15 protein-coding genes are annotated in these 18,203 nt (G+C 73.2%); 6 read left to right on the plus strand and 9 right to left on the minus strand.

Going from position 1 to position 18,203, the window contains the following annotated elements; genetic code table 11:
- The first annotated feature begins 32 nt into the window (after window positions 1-32).
- A complete protein-coding gene (locus ASF78_RS04140; RefSeq protein WP_056585097.1) occupies window positions 33-905 on the plus strand; it encodes a CHAD domain-containing protein in 873 nt (290 codons plus the stop codon).
- On the opposite strand, the gene ASF78_RS04145 is transcribed toward ASF78_RS04140, so the two are convergent.
- The 3 genes from ASF78_RS04145 to ASF78_RS04155 are packed head-to-tail and all read right to left on the minus strand — an operon-like array spanning window position 902 to window position 4,874.
- Window positions 902-1,543, minus strand: coding sequence for a hypothetical protein (locus ASF78_RS04145; RefSeq protein ID WP_056585099.1), 642 nt, complete (start codon window positions 1,541-1,543; stop codon window positions 902-904). The genes ASF78_RS04140 and ASF78_RS04145 overlap by 4 nt on opposite strands.
- Before the next feature lie 44 nt (window positions 1,544-1,587).
- Window positions 1,588-4,134, minus strand: coding sequence for an ABC transporter permease (locus ASF78_RS04150; RefSeq protein WP_056585101.1), 2,547 nt, complete (start codon window positions 4,132-4,134; stop codon window positions 1,588-1,590).
- On the minus strand, window positions 4,134-4,874 hold the full coding sequence (locus tag ASF78_RS04155) for an ABC transporter ATP-binding protein (RefSeq protein ID WP_056585102.1): 741 nt from the start codon (window positions 4,872-4,874) through the stop codon (window positions 4,134-4,136). Before ASF78_RS04155 ends, ASF78_RS04150 begins: the two co-directional genes overlap by 1 nt.
- A gap of 215 nt (window positions 4,875-5,089) precedes the next feature.
- On the opposite strand from ASF78_RS04155, the gene ASF78_RS04160 reads away from it, so the two are divergent.
- The 3 genes from ASF78_RS04160 (at window position 5,090) to ASF78_RS04170 (ending at window position 7,991) form a co-directional block, all read left to right on the plus strand.
- The gene (locus ASF78_RS04160) at window positions 5,090-6,469 is read left to right on the plus strand and encodes a DEAD/DEAH box helicase (RefSeq protein ID WP_056585103.1); all 1,380 of its coding nucleotides are present in this window, start codon (window positions 5,090-5,092) and stop codon (window positions 6,467-6,469) included.
- A 130-nt stretch (window positions 6,470-6,599) separates the two neighbouring features.
- The gene (locus ASF78_RS04165) at window positions 6,600-7,202 is read left to right on the plus strand and encodes a sulfite oxidase-like oxidoreductase (protein WP_056585104.1); all 603 of its coding nucleotides are present in this window, start codon (window positions 6,600-6,602) and stop codon (window positions 7,200-7,202) included.
- A 42-nt stretch (window positions 7,203-7,244) separates the two neighbouring features.
- Window positions 7,245-7,991 carry a ferredoxin reductase gene (locus ASF78_RS04170; protein WP_056588122.1) on the plus strand — a complete coding sequence of 249 codons (747 nt, stop codon included), beginning with the start codon at window positions 7,245-7,247 and terminating at the stop codon, window positions 7,989-7,991.
- A gap of 19 nt (window positions 7,992-8,010) precedes the next feature.
- Here ASF78_RS04170 and ASF78_RS04175 read toward each other — a convergent pair whose 3' ends face one another.
- On the minus strand, window positions 8,011-10,695 hold the full coding sequence (locus tag ASF78_RS04175) for a phosphoenolpyruvate carboxylase (protein ID WP_369816301.1): 2,685 nt from the start codon (window positions 10,693-10,695) through the stop codon (window positions 8,011-8,013).
- Between the two features lie 117 nt (window positions 10,696-10,812).
- Between ASF78_RS04175 and ASF78_RS04180 the strand changes: the two genes are divergently transcribed.
- Entirely contained in the window at window positions 10,813-11,811 is a 999-nt protein-coding gene (locus tag ASF78_RS04180) for a ketopantoate reductase family protein (protein ID WP_056585107.1), read from the plus strand.
- 64 nt (window positions 11,812-11,875) lie between these two features.
- On the opposite strand, the gene ASF78_RS04185 is transcribed toward ASF78_RS04180, so the two are convergent.
- The 4 genes from ASF78_RS04185 to ASF78_RS04200 all read right to left on the minus strand — a co-directional run bounded on the left by ASF78_RS04185 (window position 11,876) and on the right by ASF78_RS04200 (window position 15,931).
- Entirely contained in the window at window positions 11,876-13,270 is a 1,395-nt protein-coding gene (locus tag ASF78_RS04185; protein WP_056585109.1) for an endo-1,4-beta-xylanase, read from the minus strand.
- Window positions 13,271-13,536: 266 nt separating this feature from the next.
- Window positions 13,537-13,959, minus strand: a complete 423-nt coding sequence (locus ASF78_RS04190; RefSeq protein ID WP_056585111.1) for a DUF3237 domain-containing protein — start codon at window positions 13,957-13,959, stop codon at window positions 13,537-13,539.
- Window positions 13,956-14,870, minus strand: coding sequence for an alpha/beta hydrolase (locus ASF78_RS04195; RefSeq protein ID WP_056585113.1), 915 nt, complete (start codon window positions 14,868-14,870; stop codon window positions 13,956-13,958). Before ASF78_RS04195 ends, ASF78_RS04190 begins: the two co-directional genes overlap by 4 nt.
- A gap of 35 nt (window positions 14,871-14,905) precedes the next feature.
- Window positions 14,906-15,931, minus strand: a complete 1,026-nt coding sequence (locus ASF78_RS04200) for a LacI family DNA-binding transcriptional regulator (RefSeq protein WP_056588128.1) — start codon at window positions 15,929-15,931, stop codon at window positions 14,906-14,908.
- Between the two features lie 233 nt (window positions 15,932-16,164).
- Between ASF78_RS04200 and ASF78_RS04205 the strand changes: the two genes are divergently transcribed.
- Complete coding sequence (locus tag ASF78_RS04205) at window positions 16,165-16,398, plus strand: hypothetical protein (RefSeq protein ID WP_056585115.1); 234 nt, start codon at window positions 16,165-16,167, stop codon at window positions 16,396-16,398.
- A 64-nt stretch (window positions 16,399-16,462) separates the two neighbouring features.
- Here ASF78_RS04205 and ASF78_RS04210 read toward each other — a convergent pair whose 3' ends face one another.
- Window positions 16,463-18,202: a hypothetical protein gene (locus ASF78_RS04210; protein ID WP_056585118.1), complete on the minus strand. Its 1,740-nt coding sequence runs from the start codon at window positions 18,200-18,202 to the stop codon at window positions 16,463-16,465.
- Between the last annotated feature and the right edge of the window lies 1 nt (window position 18,203).

Below are 18,203 nucleotides of genomic sequence, written 5' to 3' on the forward strand. Positions count from 1 at the left end.
CGGGACGTCGGGCGGCGTGCCAGGCTCGACGGATGGGATCCGCGGGCGACGTCGTGCAGGGGTACGTCACGGCGCAGGTCGAGCGGCTCCTCGCGGCCGTGCCGGGGGTCCGGGCCGGGGACGACGGCGCCGTGCACGACGCCCGGGTGGCCACCCGCCGGCTGCGCGCCGCGCTGTCCGTGTACCGCCCGGTGCTCGACCGCGAGGTCACCGACCCCCTGCGCGACGAGCTCGCCGAGCTCGGGCACGTGCTCGGCGCCGCCCGGGACGCGTACGTCGAGGGCCACGCGCTCGGGAGCAGGCTCGCACGTGAGGACCCCTCGCTCGTCGTCGGGCCCGTCGAGCGCCGGGTCGAGGAGGACCGCTCGGCCGCTCGCCTGCTCGCCCAGGACCGCGTGGACGCCTGGCTGGCGTCGGCCCGGTTCGACGAGCTCGTCGCGACGCTCGCCCAGGAGCTGCCGGCCGGCCCGCGAGCGTCCCGCTCGCCCGGCAAGCTCCTGCCACGCCGGGCCCGGCGGGCGTGGGACCGCCTCGACGGCGCGATGGAGCTCGCGGCGACGGCCCGCGCCGAGGACCGGGACGAGGCGCTGCACGAGGTCCGCAAGGCCGCGCGACGCGCCCGGTACGCGAGCGAGGTGGCGGCCGCGGTCGTCGGCGCCCCCGCGCGGCGCAGTGCGAAGCGCGCGCACCGCGTGCAGGAGATCCTGGGGACGCAGCACGACGCCGTCACACGGCAGGAGACCCTGCGTCGGCTCGCCCACCAGGCCGACCTCGACGGCGAGAGCACCTTCACCTACGGCCGCCTGCACGCCCTGGAGCAGCGCGCCGGCCAGGCGGCGCTGGACGCCGCCGCGAAGCCGCTGCGACGCGTGGCCGGAGGCGGGCACCGTCGCTGGATGCGCTAGTCGGAGGGCTCGCCCGTGCGGTGGTTATGCCCGAGGCTCTCCAGGAACCGCGGACCGCGGGCGGCCAGCTCCGACTCGTACGCGGCCGACCAGCCGGCGTAGGGCGTACCGGCCAGCGAGTCGTTGGAGAACCGGGGGTCCGAGGTCACCTCGGTGACGCAGAAGTCGGGGATGGTCAGGTCGGTGACCGGGCCGCCGCGCTCCACCTCCGCGATCATCAGCGGCGCGTTGCCGCCCGCGAACGTGTCGACCACCCAGCCGTCGTCGCCGAGCCACACCGAGTGGCGCGTCTTGGCCACGCGGGCGCCACCACGACGCACCAGCTCGATCCCGACGGAGACGTCGAGCTCGCGCTCGGCCTCGTAGCGGGTGCCCTCGTTCATGGGCCCCTTCACGGTGATCGCGCAGAAGTCCATCCGGTCGGCGTACCGCTCGAGGATCGCCAGCTCGTCCAGGCCGCGGTCCAGGACCAGCCCGTCGACCGTGGCCTGCACCCGGACGCGGATGGCGAAACCGGCGTCGGCCAGGACGTAGCTCTGGACGATGAGGGCCGGCGAGGCGTCGAGCAGGTCCGCAGGCACGTCACGCGCCCAGAAGCGACGCTCGAACTCGAAGTCGCCGTACCCGGTGTCGCTCACCCTGCGAGCGTATCGGCCGAGGTCACCGCAGCGACGCTCATCGGCTACTCAGTGCTCACCGCGTCGAGCACGGGCAGCCGCGCCGCCCGGACCGCGGGCCACAGCGCCGCGACGACCCCGACCACCACGGCGAGCGCGAGCATGAGTGCCAGGCTCGCCCACGGCACGGCGAGCGTCCGCAGTCCGACGTCCGCGAACACGGTCGGCAGCGTCGCAGCGAGCGCGACCCCCATCACGAGCCCGACGGTGGTGCCGAACACCGCGGTGAGCACGGACTCCAGGGTGATCGTGGTGCCCAGCTGGAGCCGGCCCAGGCCGACCGCGCGGAGCAGCCCGATCTCCCGGGTCCGCTCGATCACGGACAGGGCGAGCGTGTTCACGATGCCGAGCACCGCGATGACGACCGACAGCCCCAGCAACGCGTAGAGGATCACGAGCACCCGGTCCACCTGCGCGGCCAGGTCGGACACGAACTCCTCGCTGTCCATGACGGAGACGACGACGTAGGGGCGGACCGCCTCGGTGAGCTCGTCGCGGAGCGCCGCCACGTCCGCCCCGTCCACGGCCGTGACGAAGATCGTGGTCACGCGCTGCTCGTCGTGCGGGAACAGCGGGTCCAGCACGTCCTGCGAGACGACGAACGGCACCCCGAACGCGGGCGAGTCGATGACCGCGCCGATCCTGAGGGTCTCCGCCCCGGAGGAGCCGACGAGGTCCAGCTCCTGCCCGAGCGACCAGTCCTCGTCGTCCATCGTGGTCCGCTGCACCGCGACCTCGCCGGCAGCGAGCGCGGCGGGGAAGTCGCCCTCGACCACCTCGGTCCGGATGCTGCGGCCGACGGCGGTCGGGTCGATGCCCGTGACGGCGAACGCGGTGTCGCCGACGAGCACGCTGGCCGTCGCGAACGTGTCGGCGGCCCGCACGTCGGGCAGCGCGCGCACGTCGGTGACCGCCTGCTCCGGCACGGTGCCCTGGGCGGCCCCGCGCAGGATGTAGTCGGTGGTGGCCTCCTGCGTGACGATCGCGCTGGTCGACGCCTGCGTGGTCGCCGCGATCACGGCGGCGGCACCGACGAGCGCCATCCCGACCATGAGTGCCCCCGCGGTGTTCGCCGTGCGCCGGGGGTTGCGCGTGACGTTGCCGCGCGCCAGCGGTCCCACCGGGCGCCAGGCGGCGACCGGCGCGGAGACCACCCGCAGGAACCCGCGTGCCAGCACCGGCGAGGCGGCGAGCACCCCCAGCACGATGGCGCCCGCGCCGATCCCGAGCACCGCGCCTGCGTGGTCCGCCGTCGGGTCGAGGAGCGCGACGACCACCGCGGCGAGACCCAGCACGACGAGCACGATCCCGACGACGGCGCGCCGGGTCAGGGAACGCTCCGGCAGCGTGACCTCGTCGCGCAGCGCCTCCACCGGCGGCACGAGGGCCGCCCGCCGGGCCGGCAGCGCGGCGGCCAGCACGCTCACCAGCGTCCCGACGAGCACGGAGACCACGAGGGTGAACCCGTCCAGCGGCACGCGCCCGGTGAGCTCCATGCCGAACCGGCCGAGCACCTCGCGCAGCACCACGACGAGCCCCAGCCCACCGGCCACGCCGAGCACCGCACCGACCACCCCGACGATCGCGGCCTGCAGCACGATCGACGTGAACACCTGCAGCGGCGACGCGCCCACCGCGCGGAGCAGGGCCAGCTCGCGCGTCCGCTGCCTGACCCACATGGAGAACGTGTTGGCGATGATGAAGCCGCCGACGAACAGCGAGATCCCTGCGAACACCAGCAGGAACGTCGTGATGAACCCGAGCACGGTGAGGATGTTCGCGGTCGACTGCTCCCGTACCTCGTCCCCGGTCACGGCTTCCGCGGGTACGCCCGAGGACGCCAGGACCGGTGCGAGCCGGTCGACCAGCTCCTGCTCGGTCAGCCCGTCGGCCGCGAGCACGGCGATGGTCGCGACCGCGCCGTCCGGCGCGAACACGGCCTCGGCGGTCTCGGGGTCCAGGAAGACGACCGTCGCACCGGCCAGCGCCGCACCCAGCCCCATCTCACCGACGACCGTGACCGGACGGACCTCGCCGCCGACGACCACGCTCGTCGCGTCACCGACCACCAGCCCCGACGCGGCCAGCGACGCCGACTCGACCCCGATCTCGTCGGCCGCTGCGGGTGCCCTGCCGTCGACCACGTCCACCGCCGGGTCCCGCGCGTCGTAGGAGAACGCGAAGCTCGGCGCCTGCGTGCTCTGCACCGCGGTGCCGTCGGCACCGACCAGAACCATCGGTCCCTGGACGTCGGGGAGGACCGCGGCCACCCCGTCGACCGCCTCGAGGTCGTCGACCAGGGTCAGCGGCACGGGGTTGCGCACCTCCGGGCTGATCCGGTCCGGCCCACCCGTGCCGCCGGCCTGCTCGGAGCCGCGGACGTAGGCGTCGCCGAGGGTCGTGGTCGCGACGATGTCCGTGAACGTGCTGCTCAGCATCGTGCGCAGCGCGAACGTCCCGGCGACGAACGCCACACCCAGCGCGACCGCGAGCACCGAGAGGCAGAACCGCACGAGGTGCGCCCGCACCCCGCGCAGCGCGACACGGACCATCAGGCGGCGCCGACACGGATGGCCGTGAGCGCCGCCAGCACGCTCTCCGCCGTCGGGTCCCGCAGCTCGCCGACCAGCCGCCCGTCCGCCAGGAACAGCACCCGGTGGGCGTAGGAGGCCGACGTCGGGTCGTGCGTGACCATCACCACGGACTGGCCGAGGTCGTCGACGCTGCTGCGCAGGAACCCGAGCACCTCCCCCGCGGACGTGCTGTCGAGGTTGCCGGTGGGCTCGTCGGCGAACACGACGGCGGGCCGCGCGACGAGCGCCCGCGCGCACGCCACGCGCTGCTGCTGCCCGCCGGAGAGCTCGCTCGGCTTGTGCCCGAGCCGGTCGGTGAGCCCGAGCGTCCCCACGACCAGGTCGAGGTGGGCCCGGTCCACGTGCCGTCGGGCGATGTCGAGAGGCAGGGTGATGTTCTCCAGGGCGGTCAGCGTGGGCACCAGGTTGTACGCCTGGAAGACGAACCCGATCCGCGTGCGGCGCAGCGCCGTCAGCTTCCGCTCGGACATGCTGCTCACCGTCTGGCCGTCGACCACCACGGTCCCGGACGTCGGCCGGTCCAGCCCCGCCAGGCAGTGCATGAGCGTCGACTTGCCCGACCCGGACGGCCCCATGATCGCGGTCAGCTCCCCGCGGACGAGCTCGACGTCGACCCCGTCGAGCGCCCGCACGGAGGTCGCGCCCGCACCGTAGACCTTGACCAGGTCGTGTGCGGAGGCGATCACAGGAGCTGTCATGCGGGGGCGTTCCTCCTCGTCAGACCGGTGTCTGCCACCGATCGTGCCTTGTGACGCTCACCACCGCGAGCCGCTTGTCGGCATCCGGTGTGAGAGGGTAGGAGCACCAAGGGCTGCGCGAACCTGCGCGCCCCGCGTCGTGGAGGTCCCCCGGAGCACCCGCTCTGGTTGCTCTGGCGGCGGACCCCGACCAAGCCCCGAGAGGCTCTCTTTCTATGACTTCGTTCACCGATCTTGGCGTGCCCGCTGCCCTCACCGCAGCCCTGACGGCACAGGGCATCACTGCCCCCTTCCCGATCCAGACCGCCACGCTGCCCGACTCGCTGGCCGGCCGTGACGTCCTCGGCCGCGGCCGCACGGGCTCCGGCAAGACGCTCGCCTTCGCGCTCCCCCTCGTCGTCCGGCTCGCCGCGACCGCCGGGAAGGGCAAGGCCCCCCGCCGCCCCCGCGCCCTGGTGCTCGCCCCGACACGTGAGCTCGCCTCGCAGATCGACGCGACCATCGCGCCGCTGGCCAAGGTGCTCGGCCTGAACACCACCGTGATCTTCGGTGGCGTCTCCCAGGGCAAGCAGACCTCCGCGCTCAACGGCGGCATCGACATCGTCATCGCCTGCCCGGGCCGCCTCGAGGACCTCCTGAACCAGAAGGCCCTCACGCTCGACGACGTGCAGATCACCGTGCTCGACGAGGCCGACCACATGGCCGACCTCGGCTTCCTGCCCGGCGTCAAGCGGATCATGGACAAGACCCCGAAGCAGGGACAGCGCCTGCTCTTCTCGGCCACCCTGGACAAGGGCGTCGACCAGCTGGTCAAGCGGTACCTGAGCTCGCCGGTCGAGCACTCCGTCGACAGCGCCGAGTCCCCCGTGGCCGCCATGACGCACCACCTGTTCGAGGTCCGCGACGCGGACGCCAAGAAGCAGGTCGTCCACCACCTCGCCTCCGGCACCGGCCGGCGCGTGCTGTTCATGCGTACCAAGCACCAGGCCAAGAAGCTGGCCAAGCAGCTCACCATGGACGGCATCCCCGCCGTGGACCTGCACGGCAACCTGGCGCAGGGCGCCCGCGAGCGGAACCTTGAGGCGTTCTCCTCCGGCGCCGTCCGCGTCCTGGTCGCCACCGACATCGCCGCGCGCGGCATCCACGTCGACGACATCGAGCTCGTCGTGCACGTCGACCCGCCGGCCGAGCACAAGGCGTACCTGCACCGTTCCGGTCGCACCGCGCGGGCCGGGTCGGGCGGCGACGTCGTCACGATCGTCCTGCCCGAGCAGCGCGGCGACGTCCGCCAGCTCACGCGCGCCGCCAAGATCACCGCGACGCCGAAGCCCGTCTTCCCCGGTGACGCGACGCTCACGCGCCTCGTCGGCGAGGTCGCTGCGCCCGTGAAGTACGTCGCACCGCCCGCGCAGCCCACCAGTGGTGGTGGCGGCGGTGGCGGGCGTGGCCGTGGTCGCGGACGCGGTGGCGCACCCGCGGCAGCCGCTCCGGCCGCCGGCTCCGGCCAGCGTCGCCGTCGCGGCGGCAGCGGTCGCGGTGCCGGCTCGGGCGCCTCGACGTCCGGTGGCCCGCGCGTGGTGTACTCGCGCGGCTGACGAACCTGCAGTTCAGGGGCCGGTCCGAATCTCGGGCCGGCCTCTGGCGTATCCGCGGGACGTGGCCGCATGATGATCCGGAGCGTCTCCGACACCCGGGAGTGACCATGCCGAACCGCACGGCCCGCTGATGGCGATCATCTCCCGCGGCTTCCGCGGCAAACGCGAGGTCGACCCCCGGATCCCGCCCGGCCAGTACCTCGAACGCGGGTTCCCGGTGCTGTCGGCGGGGCCGACGCCGCGCGCCGACCTGTCCACGTGGACGTTCTCGATCACCGCGGGCGGTGCTGCCCGGGCCAGCTGGACGTGGTCCGAGCTGACGCACCTGCCCCACGACGACATCGTCAAGGACATCCACTGCGTGACCAAGTGGAGCAAGCTCGACTCCGCGTGGCGGGGCATCTCCCTGGACACGCTGCTCGACGGCGTCGAGATCGCGCCCGAGGAGCAGTACGTCATGGCGCACTGCGACGGCGGCTACACGACGAACGTCCCGCTGGCCGACCTGCGCGGCGGCAAGGCCTGGATCGCCTACCAGTACGACGGAACCCCGCTGCCCCCCGAGCACGGTGGCCCGGCGCGGCTGCTCATCCCGCACCTGTACTTCTGGAAGTCCGCCAAGTGGGTGCGCAGCCTCGACCTCATGGCCGAGGACACGTGGGGGTTCTGGGAGCGGCTCGGGTACCACTCCTACGGGGACCCCTGGAAGGAGCAGCGGTACTGGGGGGACTGAGCAGTGTCCGACGACGCACCCTCGCTGTACGCCCTCCCCTGGATGGTCGGCACCCTCGTCGCCCGCACCGCCGAGACACCGACCGCGATGACGCTCGAGCTCGACGTCCCCGGCTGGCGCGGCGCCCTGGCCGGGCAGCACGTCGACGTCCGCCTGACCGCGGAGGACGGCTACTCGACGCAGCGGTCCTACTCGCTGGCCTCCCCCGGCACGATGGGGCTGCCCGGGGTCGCCCCCGATCCCGCCGCGCACGACAGCCGGATCGCGCTCACCGTCCAGGTGGTCGACGACGGCGAGGTGTCCCCGTACCTGACCGAGGACCTGCAGGTCGGCGACGAGATCGAGCTCCGCGGACCGGTCGGCCACTGGTTCGTCTGGCAGCCCGCCGACCCGCATCCCGTGCAGCTCATCGGCGGCGGGTCCGGGCTGGTGCCGCTCATGTCGATGCTGCGCACCCGCTGGCTGGCCCGCAGCCGTGCCCCGTTCCGGCTGGCCGTCTCGGTGCGCACCCCGACCGACGCGATCTACGCCGACGAGCTCGACGCTCTCGGCAGCGACGTCGACATCACCCGCGTGTGGACCCGCCAGGGTCCCGACGGCTGGACCGGTCGGGTCGGACGGGTCGACGCCGAGCTCCTCGAAGCGGTCTGCTTCCCGCCCGACGAGCGCGCGCACGTGTTCGTCTGCGGGCCGACGCCGTTCGTCGAGTCCGTGGCCGACACCCTGGTCGACCTCGGCCACGACCCGGAGCGGATCCGCACCGAGCGCTTCGGACCGACGGGACCCTAGGACGGCCCGCCGGGCCGTGTCAGCCCGTGTTCTGCAGGCCGGCGGCCACGCCGTTGACGGTGAGCAGCAGGAGCCGGCGCAGGTCGTCGGCCTGCTCGGGGGCGTCACCCGTGCGCAGCCCACGCAGGGCGCGCAGCTGGAGCAGGGACAACGCGTCGACGTACGGGCTGCGCAGCTGGACGGCACGGCCGAGGATCCGGCGGCGGGACAGGATCGCCTCGCTCTGCGTGATGTCCAGCACCCACTGCCGGGTCAGGGCCATCTCCTCGAGCACGAGCTGCGCCAGGTCGTCGCGGTCACCGAGGGCGAGGTACCGCTCCGCGATGCGTTCGTCGGTCTTGGCCAGCGACATCTCGACGTTGTCGATCATCGTGGTGAACAGGGGCCACTGGGCGTACGCCTCACGCAGCTCGTCCAGGTCCCCGGTCGCCGCCAGCGCGGTGCCCAGGCCGTACCAGCCGGCCAGGTTGATCCGCGCCTGGGACCAGCTGAACACCCACGGGATCGCCCGCAGGTCGTCGAGCGACTCGACCGACAGGCCGCGCCGGGCGGGACGGGAGCCGATCGGCAGCAGACCGACCTCCTCCAGCGGGGTGACCTCGGCGAACCACTGCGGGAAGCCCGGAGCCTTGACCAGCTCGTGGAACCGCGTCCGCGATGCCTCGTCGAGCTGCGCGGCGAGCGAGGTGAAGCGCTCGGTGGCCGCGGAGTTGCGACGCTCGACCGAGGGCGCGCCCGCCAGGAGCGTCGCCGCCGCGACCTGCTCGATGTGCCGCGCGGCGATCACCGGGTCGCCGTAGCGGGCGAAGATGACCTCCCCCTGCTCGGTGAGCTTGAACCGGCCGTCGACCGACCCCGGGGGCTGCGCGAGCAGCGCACGGTTGGCGGGGCCGCCCCCGCGCCCCAGGGCGCCACCGCGACCGTGGAAGAGCGTGAGCTGGAGGTCGTTGCGGCGGGCCCACTCGGTGATGCGGCGCTGGGCCGTGTCCAGCGTCAACGTGGCGGAGACCGGGCCGACGTCCTTGGACGAGTCGGAGTAGCCGAGCATGACCTCGACCCGGCGGCCGTTCTCCGCGAGCCGGCGCTGCACCTGCGGGAGCGCCAGGGCGCCCTCCAAGATGTCGACCGACGCCTCCAGGTCCGCAAACGTCTCGAACAGCGGGATCGCGTCGATGACAGGTGCGTCCACCCCGGCGAACGCGATCTCCGCGAGCTCGTAGACGGCGGCGAGGTGCTCCGCCGACTGCGTGAACGACACGATGTAGCGACGGGCGGCCAGCACCCCGTACCGGCGCTGGACAGCCCCGATGGCGCGGAACGTGTCGATGACCTCGACCGTGCGCGGTTCCAGCGTGCCGTCGACGCCGTTCTTCGCCAGGTCCGCCAGCGCGCCGGCGTGCACCTGCGAGTGCTGCCGCACCTCGAGCTCGGCGAGGTGGAACCCGAAGGTCTGCACCTGCCAGATGAGCCGCTGCAGGTCACCGTAGGCCGCACGCGTCGCGCCGGCCTCCGCCAGGGAGCGCTGCACGACGTCGAGGTCGGCCTCCAGCTCCGCGGCCGCGGAGTACCCGAGGTCGGCGTTGCGCGTCCGTGTCGCCGCGATGCGCTCGGCGAGGAAGTAGACGACGCGGCGGTGGGGCTCGTTGGGCGCGTCACCCGCGATCCGTGTGGCCAGCGACGCGGAGAGGCCGCGCTGACGCTGCCACAACGCGCTCAGCTCGGCGGAACCGGGCGTGCCGGACGCGTCGAGCGTGAGCCCGTGCGCGGTCTTGCGGGCCGACGACTCGAGCTCCAGCAGGGCGTGCTCGGAGGCCATGGCCGCGGCGGTCTCGGTGATCTCGGCGGTGACGTTCGGGTTGCCGTCGCGGTCCCCGCCGATCCAGGTGCCCAGCCGCGCGAACGAGCGGACCGCCGGAGCGGTCGTGCCCGCGGCGTCGGCCAGCAGCCAGTCGTCGAGACGCCGGTAGACCGCCGGCAGCACCTCGGCGAGCGTCGCCTCGAACACGTTGATCACCGTGCGGACCTCGTCCAGCACGGACGGCTTGGCCTCACGCAGCGGGGCGGTGCGCCAGAGCGTGTCGATCTCGCTCAGCAGGCGGCGGTCGTTCTCCGCCAGAGACATCCCGCCGGTGTGGCGCAGGTCGCGCTCGGCGACGAGCTCCGCGATACGGCGGATGGCGCTGGAGACCGCCCGGCGACGCGCCTCGGTCGGGTGCGCGGTGAACACGGGCCGGAACTCGAGCTCCGCGAGCCGCTGCCGGGCGACGTCCTCCCCCACCTCGTCGGCCAGCTGAGCGACCGCCGACGGCAGCGAGTCGTCCGGCGCCAGGTGGTGCGGCAGGAGGTTGGCCTCGCGGTCCCGCAGCACGCGTACGCGGTGGAACTCCTCCGCGGTGTTCGCCAGGTGGAAGTAGCACGTGAACGCGCGCGCGACCTCTTCGGCGCGAGCCAGGCTGAACCCGGCGACGAGCTCCTCGGCCTGGGCCAGGGCTCCGGCGTCAGGCCCGTTGTGCGCACGGATCGCCAGCTCGCGCAGGTGCTCGACGTCGGCCAGGAGGTCGTCGCCGCCCGCCTCACGCAGCACCCGGCCGAGGAACTCGCCGAGCACCCGGACGTCGTTGCGCAGGGGCTCAGGTACCTCGTGGCTCACCGGGCTCGTCGCAGCGCTCGGCACGGTCTCGCTCGGGGGCAGGGGTGCGGTCACGGGCCAAAACTAAGGCACGTGGCGGGATCGGGTCCCGTGAGTCCGAGCGATGGGCAGTGTGACGTACTCGACGCCGTCCGCAGGCCAGGGTGCTCGACGTCGTGCGACGGTGTTCCGGTGCGCTACATCATCATCGGGACGGGTGCGGTCGGGGGGGTCGTCGGTGGGCTCCTGGCGGGCGCGGGGAAGGACGTCGTCCTCGTCGCGCGCGGGGCACAGCTGGAGGCGCTGCGCACGGGTGGGCTCGAGGTCACCACGGCTGCGGGCACCGTGCGCGTGCACCCGCCGGTCGCCGGAGGGCCGCGAGACGTGGACCTGCGCCCGGACGACGTCCTCGTCCTCGCCGTCAAAAGCCAGGACACCGCGACAGCCTTGGACGCCTGGGCGGACCGCCCCGTGGCCGGTGGCGGGTCCGCGGCCGACCTGCTCCCCGTGGTCTGCGCGCAGAACGGCGTGGACAACGAGCGGGCGGCGCTGCGCCGGTTCGCGGAGGTCGTCGCGATGTGCGTCTGGCTGCCCGCGACCTTCCTCGAGCCCGGCCGGGTCTCCGCAGGCGGCACCCCCGTGCCCGGCGTCCTCACCCTCGGCCCGGCTGCCCCGTCGGCCGCGGACGACGACCAGCTCGCCGCCATCGCCGGTGACCTCACGGACGCCGGCTTCCGCGCACCCGTGGACGCCCACGTGATGGCGTGGAAGTACCGCAAGCTCCTCTCCAACCTGGCGAACGCGGTCGAGGCGCTCTGCGGCACCGCGCGCGACGACAGCGCCTCCGAGCTCGTCACCCGGGCCGAGGCCGAGGGCCGCGCGACGCTGCGTGCTGCCGGGATCGCCGTGCTCGACGAGGACACGCACGACGCCGCGCGCGCCGACTTCCGGATGAGCCGGCTGCCCGGGCTCGAGCACAGTGGCGGGTCGTCGTGGCAGTCGCTGGTCCGCGGCACCGGGTCGATCGAGGCCGACCACCTCAACGGCGAGATCGTGCTCCTGGGCCGCCTGCACGGCGTCCCGACCCCCGTGAACGCGGTGCTGCAGCGGCACGCCCGGCAGGCCGCCGCGTCGGGAGCGACACCGGGCTCGACCGGTGCCGACGCGCTCCTGCGCGAGGCGACCGGCTGAACGACGGAGCGGGCACGGCCCCCCGCCGGGGGTGCCGTGCCCGCTCCGCTCTCGTCTCAGCAGGTCAGGAGGCTGAGCACGTGACGCTCGGCCACGCCCAGTTGCCACCGTGCTGGACGGTGAAGCCGAACGACGTCGTCTGACCGGCCGAGAGCGCACCGCTGCCGCTCGGTCGCATGGTCATGACGTTGCCCGAGGAGTCCCAGGACGGGGACCCGCTCCACGTCGCGATGATCCGCTGCGGGCTCCGCACCGTGACGGTGGACTGCCAGCCGCTGATGTTGGTGTTGGCCCGGATCGTCACCGTGCCGTTGAAGCGGTCGTTCCACTTCTGGCCCTCGGAGTACGTCGCCGTGCAGCTGCCGCCGCCCGTGGGCGGGGGCGTCGTCGGCGTCGGGTTGGGCGTCGTCGGGTTCTGGGTCGGGGTCGTGGTCCCACCGGCGTTCAGCTGGTTGAGCACGCTGGTGTAGGCGGCCTTCTTGTTGCCGGAGCCGTCGAAGAGCAGCGGGGTGCCCGACGCACGCCACGAGTCGGAGTCACGCACGCCCCACACCGTGATGCCGGTGCAGCGCGCGACGGACAGGCACGCCTGGACGACGCCCTGGTACTGCTGCGCCTGGGAGCTGCCGGAGCCCTCGATGTCGAGCTCGGTGATCTGCACGTCCACGCCGAGCGCGGCGAAGTTGCGCAGGGTCACGTCGTAGTTGGACGGCACCGGGTTGCCGGAGTTGAAGTGCGCCTGGAAGCCGACGCAGTCGATGGGCACGCCGCGGGACTTGAAGTCCCGGACCATGTTGTAGACACCCTGGGTCTTGGCGTGGGACCAGTTGTCGGTGTTGTAGTCGTTGTAGCAGAGCTTGGCGTTCGGGTCGGCGGCGCGGGCGGCGCGGAAGGCGGCCTCGATCCAGTCGTTGCCGGTGCGCTGCAGGTTGGAGTCGCGGCGTCCGCCGGAGCTGCCGTCGGCGAACGCCTCGTTGACGACGTCCCACGAGTGGATCTTGCCGCGGTAGTACGTGGCGACCTGGGTGACGTGGTTGAGCATCGCGTTGCGCAGCGAGGTACCGGACATGTTCTGCATCCAGCCGGGCTGCTGCGAGTGCCACGCGAGCGCGTGACCGCGCACCTGCTTGCCGTTGCTGCGAGCCCAGTTCACGATCCGGTCGGCGTTGCCGTAGCTGAACTGGTTCTGGTTCGGCTCGGTCGCGTCCATCTTCATCTCGTTCTCGGCCGTGATCATGTTGAACTCACGGTTCGCGATCGTCGAGTACGTCGAGTCGCTCAGCCGGTTCGCGGCGATGGCGGTGCCGAAGTAGCGCCCGCTCTCGCCGGCGGCTGCCTGCAGGGTGCTGCCCGCGGCCGCGGCCGGGACGGCCAGCGCCACGGTGAGGGCGGTGACGGCGAGGCCGCTCACGGCGGCGCCGAGCCGTCCGCGTCGGTGCCTGAGTCGTGGGGTCGTCATTGATCCTCCTGGGGGTGCATGCGTCGGCTGATCGCCGGCGCCACACCCTCGACCGGTTCCGAGAAGCAGGTCAAGAGGCGAAGGCCCATCGGTAGTTTCGATACTTGTTACGAAACGATTTTCCACTCGTATGGGTGATCTACACCGGTGTATATGGCATTGATATCGATATCGAAGGCGTCGACCATGAGCGCGCTCTCACCATTAGCGGCGGGGATTCCACGCAAGTATCGGAGCGCTCTCACGAGCGCGTGCGGCTCGACGCGTCAGAGGTCCGCACGCAGACGGTGCACCTCGATGCGCACCCGGCCCTCGTCCAGACGTGGCGTGAGCAGTCCCACGTACGCCCCCGTGCGCAGGTCCACCGGCCCGTCGGCACCGACGTCGAACCGCGGGGACGTCAGGATCGGTGCCGAGGCGCCGGGCGCGTGGACGGCCGTGTTGGTGACCGAGACGACCGCCCCGTCGACGAGCCGGATCTCGTAGCGCGCCCACAGCTCCGTCGACCCGTCCGGACGCTCGAGGTTCCAGTCGGCGCCGCCGGGCAGCACAGTTCCGATCATCCCGTCGGACACCGTGCCCCCGACGACGGGGATCACGCGACGGTGGCCGGTCGGCGTCTGGCCGACGTCGACGACCGGTCCCAGGAGCGCGTCGATGGTGAACACGTGCGTCCCCCGGACCCTCACGGCCGCTCCCCCGCGCGCTCGTCGGCCAGCACGCTGCGCAGGAAGTCGGCCATGCGCGCCCACGCCGCGACGGCGTGCTCCTCGGGTCCGACGTGGGTGAAGGCGTGCCCGCTGTCGGGGACGACGACGTGCTCCACGTCGACGCCCGACGCCCGCACGCGCGCGGCGAAGAGGTCGCCCTCCGCACGCAGGAGGTCGTGCTCGGCCGTGATCACGAGCGTCGGCGGCAAGCCCGACAGGTCCCGGGCCAGGACCGGTGACGCGAGCTCGTCCGAGCCGTCCGCAGCGGTCGGCAGGTACCAGGCGTTGAAGCGCGCACCAACGCTCGCGAGCCCGGTGGCATCGGGACCTGCCCCGTCGGCGAGCTTCTCGCTCGGCGGGGTGGCCAGGTCCAGCGGGGCGTAGTCGACGATCAGACCCCGCGGCCGAGGTTCGCCGTGGCGTGCGGCGAGGAGGCAGGCCGCCGCGGACAGGTTCCCCCCCGCGCTGTGCCCGCCGACGGCGATCCGGGTACCGTCGGCGCCGATCGTCGACGCATCGGTCCTCAGCCACGCCAGCAGGGCCGCGGTCTGGTGGACCGCCGCAGGGAACCTGTGCTCGGGCGCCAGCACGTAGTCGACGTTCACGACCACGCAGCCGGCCACGTCGGCGAGGTAGCGGCAGTACGGGTCGTCGTCCTGCCAGTCACCCAGGACGAAGCCGCCGCCGTGGAGGTTGACGAACACACCCGGCACCTCGGGTCCCCCGGCGGGCCGGTAGACCATGAGCTGGTGCCCCGGGACGCTCACCTGCTCGTACGTGCCGAGCGGCAGGTGAGGCAGCGCACGCGGCTGTCGGCGGGCATGCTCTCGTGCGCCCTTCCGGAACGTGGCGATGTCGTCCTCGATGGTGGGCTGCGCTTCCGGGTGCACGGCTCCCCTCCTCGTCGTCGAATGAGGTTGTCGGGTCAGCCGGCGCGACGCGGCGTGCTCTCCCGCTCCACGATCCGCATGCCGGCCAGGTACAGGACGGGAGAGCCCCGCTCCGCACTCGAGCCCTGCGGCTCCTGCAGGCGGCGCCGCAGGATGTCGACCGCGACGTTCGCGATCTCTCGCCTGCCGGGGTCGATGGTGGTGAGCGTCGGCACGGAGTAGCGGGAGTCCTCGATGTCGTCGAAGCCCACGACGCCGACGTCCTGCGGGATCGCCAGCCCTCGCGCCTGCAGCTCGTACATCGCGCCGATGGCCAGGGCGTCGTTGAACGCGACCACGCCGTCGACGCGCACCCCGGAGTCGAGCACGGCCGCCATCGCTCGGGCACCGTTGGCCCGGTGCCAGGCGTCGTCCGCCCAGCCGAGCAGGCGGGTGTCCACCTCGATCCCCCGCGCTTCCAGCGCCTTGCTGTACCCGGTGTAGCGCAGCCACGCCGACCCGGCCGTCTCGGCGTGCAGCATGCCGATCGCGGCGATCTGCCGCCGACCGGCGTCGAGGAGCAGGTCGGTGGCCGCCTGCGCGCCGTCGATGTTGCGCATGGTGACGTGGTCGACGCTGGAGGAGAACATCTGCTCGCCGAGCAGCACGAGGGGGTAGCCCAGCTCGTCGAGGAGGTGCGCATCGGCCTGGACGAGGGCGGCGGGACTGAAGATCAGGCCGTCGACGAGTCCACCGCGCGGCACCCGCAGCGCGGCCAGCTCGCCGTCCCGGGTGAACCCGGTCGGCTCGATGAGCACCTGGAGCCCGTGGCGTCGGGCGGCCGCGAGGATCTCGTCGGCCAGCTCACCGAAGTAGGGCTGCCCGAGCTCGGGGACCGAGAGTCCGACCACGCCGCTGCGACCGGACCGGAAGATCTTCGCCGTCACGTTGATCTCGTAGCCGAGGGCGTCGACGGACGCGCGCACACGTTCCCTCGTCGTCTCGCGGACGTGGGGGTAGCCGCTGAGCACGTTCGAGACCGTCTTCACGGACACGCCGGCGTGCCGTGCGACGTCGGCCATCGTCGCCACAGGCCCTCCTCACCTCGCCGCGTCGGGATCGTGTGCCGCTCGCAGCGAGCACCGTGACCTCGGCGGTCGCAACATACCGGACAGTCGCGGTGAGCGGTCCCGTCGCCCGTCTACACCGGTGTAAATCGTTTCGCAGCCTGGAGGACACCCCCGTGCGCGGGCAGTGTGAACGATCACCGCCACCCGCCTGCCGACGACGTCAGGCGCCCGAAGAGAGGTGCCGCATGACCACCACACCACGGCGAGGTCGGCGCGTCCTCGTCGCCGCGACGCTGGCCGCAGCGACCGCCCTGACAGGTCTCGTCGCGGCCATGCCCGCGCAGGCTGCCGCCAGCACCCTGGGCGCCGCCGCTGCGCAGAGCGGTCGCTATCAGGGCATGGACCCCGACGCGTCGGCCGAGTACAACGAGCTGCCCTGGCGGCTCGGCCTGCTGACGCAGACGAACTCGACCTGCTGACCGCGCCCCCCGCTGAACTCCGTGCCCGACCGTCCGTGCAGGGGGCGGTCGGGCACGGATCCGGCTACTCCACCAGGAAGTCGTAGCGCACCCCGCTGGGCGGCAGACCGGTGCTCACCCGCGTCCGGTGCGCGGCCCACACGTGCAGCGACCCGTCCACCCAGCGGGCCGACTGGTAGGTCCGCTGGACGACGAGGCCACCGCTCGGCACCTCTTCCTCGGGGATCAGCAGGGCGCCGTCGGGACCGCCGCCCAGCAGCGCGGTCACGCTGCTGACGACGCGACGACCACCGGACAGGTCCAGCACCGACCCGCGGGCCAGCGCGACCTGCTCGGTGCCGTCGACCCGGACGGGGAGCAGCGGGATCCAGTGCGGGGGCGGCGCCTGGGCCAGGTGGTAGTCGGGGGCGACGTCCGGGTCGCCGGGCGGCTCGGGCGGTCGGGCGGCGGACAGCTCGACGCCCACCTGCAACGGCGACTCCCGCAGCTGCTCGACGGCCCAGCCGAGGTTGGCCTGCTCGTCGCGGGCGAGCACGACCTGCTCGACCACGGGCCCCACGACGGGCTGCGTGAGCCGCGGTGCGAGGTAGAGCAGGTTGGTGATCGGGACGCCCTCCGGCTCGTCGCGGTCGAACGGCATCGCGTGCTGGAAGAGCCCCCACCGGACGGTCGTGCCGAGCCGGTGGTCGCCGTGCGGTCGCAGCAGGGTCCGGGCGCCGAACGTGTCCGTGACCACGAGCGACGTCGCGGACACGAGGTGGCCGACGGGCAGCTCCACCCCGATGACGAACCAGTCGTTGCCGAACCCGGAGAGGGTCTCGATGAGGAGGAGCTGGCCCAGGTCCGTCTCGGCGGGCCGGAGCGCGGCGAGGTTGAGGCGGCCGTCCTCGAGCTCCCAGAACCGGCGGGCGGGCAGCCCCGGCGCGGTCACGGGCGACGGCATCACCGTCCGGGTGACCGCCTGGCCGGCCTCCGCGGCCGTGGTGCCCAGGTTCACCTCACCGTTGACGTCGAGCTCGTACCAGTCGAGCGTGTCGCTGTCGTAGCGGTGGGCGGTCAGGGTCGTCTCGCCCGTCGGCTCCGCGGACAGCCGGCCGGCGAACGAGGCGGTGTGCTCGAACCGGGCGGGCTGCCAGCTCGCCGCGCCGGGATCGGCGTCGGCGAACAGGCCGGCGACGAGCCGCAGCCAGTCGGCACCGGCCGCCCGGAGCTCGGCGCGGTCCCCCTGGGCGATCTCCACGTCGAGGCGCAGGAGGTCACGGGCCGACAGCTCGCCGCGCAACCGGCGACCGTCGAGGCTGCGACCGGCGTGCAGGCGCGCGTAGCCCGCGGTCGCGGGGTCGAGCGTCGCCAGCGCGTCCGGGGCCACCTCGGGGACCGCGAACGCCCGGACGACGTCGGGCCCGTAGTCGCGGGACGTGCTCTGCCGGGCCAGGACCCGCAGGAACAGCCGCCCGGTGTCGACGGCCAGCCGCAGGCCCTCGACGGAGTCCGCCGTCGAGGGCAACGGCGCGCTCGCGCGCTCGAGGAGCGTCTCGAGCGGGGCCGCCATCGCGTCGAACCGCGGCGCCTGCATCGGTGTGTCCGGCGGGATCGGGCCGGCCACGAAGCGGGTGGGTCGTGCGGCGACGCCGCGCCAGCGCGCCAGCACAGGGGTGCCGCCGTCGTGCCCGGCGAACTCCCCGAGCTGCCACTGGCGGGCCAGCAGCCACATCGGGTCCTGCACGGGCGCCGCCGCACCGGCGCTGACGTCCGGTCGGTGCGGATCGGGCTCCAGGCGCGAGAACGTGGTGATCGAGGCCATG

Source organism: Cellulomonas sp. Leaf334, from assembly GCF_001424195.1.
Classification (GTDB): domain Bacteria; phylum Actinomycetota; class Actinomycetes; order Actinomycetales; family Cellulomonadaceae; genus Cellulomonas.